At 41.5% G+C, this 2,861-nt stretch carries 3 protein-coding genes; all 3 read right to left on the bottom strand.

Features of this window, described 5'->3' with window-relative positions; genetic code table 11:
* Positions 1 to 767, bottom strand: a 767-nt coding sequence (locus K333_RS12350; RefSeq protein WP_244870427.1) for a glycine rich domain-containing protein, incomplete at its 3' end; no start/stop codon positions are given.
* Positions 768 to 860: 93 nt separating this feature from the next.
* On the bottom strand, positions 861 to 1,748 hold the full coding sequence (locus K333_RS12345) for a glycine rich domain-containing protein (RefSeq protein ID WP_081657248.1): 888 nt from the start codon (positions 1,746 to 1,748) through the stop codon (positions 861 to 863).
* A gap of 124 nt (positions 1,749 to 1,872) precedes the next feature.
* Positions 1,873 to 2,802, bottom strand: coding sequence for a glycine rich domain-containing protein (locus K333_RS12340; RefSeq protein ID WP_051230944.1), 930 nt, complete (start codon positions 2,800 to 2,802; stop codon positions 1,873 to 1,875).
* Between the last annotated feature and the right edge of the window lie 59 nt (positions 2,803 to 2,861).

The following is a 2,861-nucleotide window of genomic DNA, read 5'->3' as shown; positions in this document are numbered from 1 at the left end:
ACTTGTTCCCCTTTCGTAGATGTCCATTGATAACCTGCGCCATCTATCATCACGGTATTGGTAAATGTTAGCGTCTTGGCTGTACATCCAGGATGCCCTGAGATATAAGACGAACCTCCACCACCAGACCATGTCGTAGAATGCGCACCAGAAGAACCACTTCCTCCATAAAGGCCTCCGCCACCTCCACTTCCTCCGCCACTCGCTTCTATAATGTTACGACCACCTATACCACCCTTTCCTAATGTGCCAGCAGTTCCATTTTGGGATCCCGACCATGTTTCGGGGGCTGCTCCACCTGATGTTTGTGTAGCACCTTTACCTTGATATATATTATGATTTGACTCAGATACAATTCCGTCATATCCTTCTAGCCCTCCAGCACAACCAGAATTCATAAAAAAATTATAAATTCTATTTCCTCCGCCACCACCAGCTATCATAATACGAGAGTCTAAAGAAATAGTATTATCCCAATCTCCATTGATTGTTCTTATGTCCGTGGCTCCACCACCACATGAGCCACATTGTGTATCGTTTTTATTTGCATATCCACCACCATTAAACATATAAGAGGATGAGTATTGATTAATTTCGTTTCCATGTTGTCCTATATAAACATAAAAAAGCTGATCCTTAGTTAGCGATATGGTTCCTGAAACATACCCTCCGGAACCTACACCTTTATTAATATTTGCATTGCCTCCGCTTGCTCCCCAGCATTCTATCTTATATGTGGTCGCTAATGGTGCAGTAAAAGTTTGCACACTTCCCGTGTGTCTATACTATAAATAACATCCAATTGAAAATAATAGACAAAATAGCGTATCAAACTAATTATTGATACGCTATTTGCTATTTTATGGCTGTAAACTAGGTGAAAACCAAGTAATTATTATATATCCATCACCATAATGTCCTGTTTCCGTACCGCCTCTAGGGGCTGGCATTACAGAACCACCATTAATTGTTGTTGCTGAAGTAAATTTATATTCAATTCCATCAATAGTTTGATAATTGATATTAGGGTTTTGTGTTCCATCTTGATTCATGGCAACACAACCTTCCATGCCAGATACAAAAGAAGAACCGCCGGAGCCTCCTTGCCCATGGCCTACGCCACCACCATACCATCCACTTCCGCCGCCTCCGCCCCAGTAAAGGCCAAATTCTCCACTAGGGATATTAGCATAACCAAATGTTCCTGACTTAATGGCTGTTCCTGATTCTAGTTTGTCGGAATAACCACTATTCGACATGAGACCATTCGTAAAAGGATCAAGACCACCTTGAGTCTGTGTAGCACCAGTAGCTCTATAGTATTCTTGTGAATAGATATCATTGACTGGAGAGTCTTCTCCTATAAGCCCTCCGCCGTTTCCTCCTCTTCCTCTTCCATAGCTAGTTCCTCCACCACCTCCTGCTGCAACTATTATACGTGAGCGAAGAGAATTTGTTCCACTCCAACCATCATCTTCTGTATGCCGAATTATACGGACATCAGAAGCTCCACCGCCACCAGGACAAGATTCGAATCCATATCCACCACCATTCCAGCCTCCTCTTACAAAATCATCTACCGATTCATATATTCCTTGTTCTCCAACATATACGTATAATGTTTTGTTTTGAGCTAAAGGAATAATTCCTTTTGAATATCCGCCTTTCCCAGGAAAATGACCACCTCCGCTTGCTCCCCAGCATTCTATCTTATAATTGGTCGCCAAGGGTGCAGTAAAAGTTTGCACACTTCCCGTGTGTTTGTACTGTAACCGTCAGTTGAAAGAAAAGATTCAACAATAGGAGGGTATACATCATATGTAAAGAGTGTATCAACTGTCATTCTGACTTTTGACACACTCCTTACATATATTATGGTTCTAGACTTAATGGAAACCAGGTTATTATACAATACCCATGGCCACTATGTCCTGTTTCAGTTTCGCCGCTCGGACTTGGCATCGTTGAGGCACCATCTATCATCACAGGATTAGTAAATACTTTTCCACTATAATGGTTTGGTTGACCTGTATGGATTATATTATTTTCAGTTGATTCGGAGGAAATGGCATCACAGCCGGTATAACCAGAAATAAAAGACGAGCCGCCACCACCACAAACATGACCTCTACACGATGCACCACCACCGTAATAGCCACCGCCACCACCAACACCTCCCATTTTAAATTCTGAATATGCATCTCCACCGAATCCAAATCCTCCTTGATAAAGTTTTGAATCTTTTACCGAAACTCCATTTATAGATTCTAACTCTTCTTGGCAATTTCCCGCATAGGTTTGTGTTCCACCAGTTCCTCTATATCTTGTTTCTACATTAGGTCCTCTGTAATCTTGGCCTTCAAATCCTGTAAGTCCACCTCCTGCTCCTGCTTTTGCATCTGCATTTGGGTACGGCATATGACCTGTTCCTGTACCGCCAGCAGCAACCATAATTCTAGATTTTAAAGAATTAAAGTCATTCCAATTACCAGACACGAGTCTCAGATCTGTTGCACCACCTCCACTATTACCTGCCTGACAATGGTAAGCGCCAGCTCCACCGCCATTGTACCCTTTCGAAAATGATCTGATAGTTTCTATACAACCAATATAATCTTGCGTGTCAGGATGTTGTCCAACATATATATAAAGAGTGCTCTGTTTCAATAAATTTAATATACCAGATGTATATCCACCTTTAACGCCACCAACAACAACATCGTCAAAATTCATATTCCCTCCTTGCGCTCCCCAGCATTCTATCTTATAAGTGGTTGCTAGAGGCGCTGTAAAAGTTTGCACACTTCCCGTGTGTTTGTACTATTAATATCAAACAAAAGAAAATATTAAACATATATATA

This window comes from Segatella albensis DSM 11370 = JCM 12258 (assembly GCF_000426565.1).
Classification (GTDB): Bacteria; Bacteroidota; Bacteroidia; order Bacteroidales; family Bacteroidaceae; genus Prevotella; species Prevotella albensis.
This window is presented reverse-complemented; position numbering and strand designations above follow the sequence as displayed.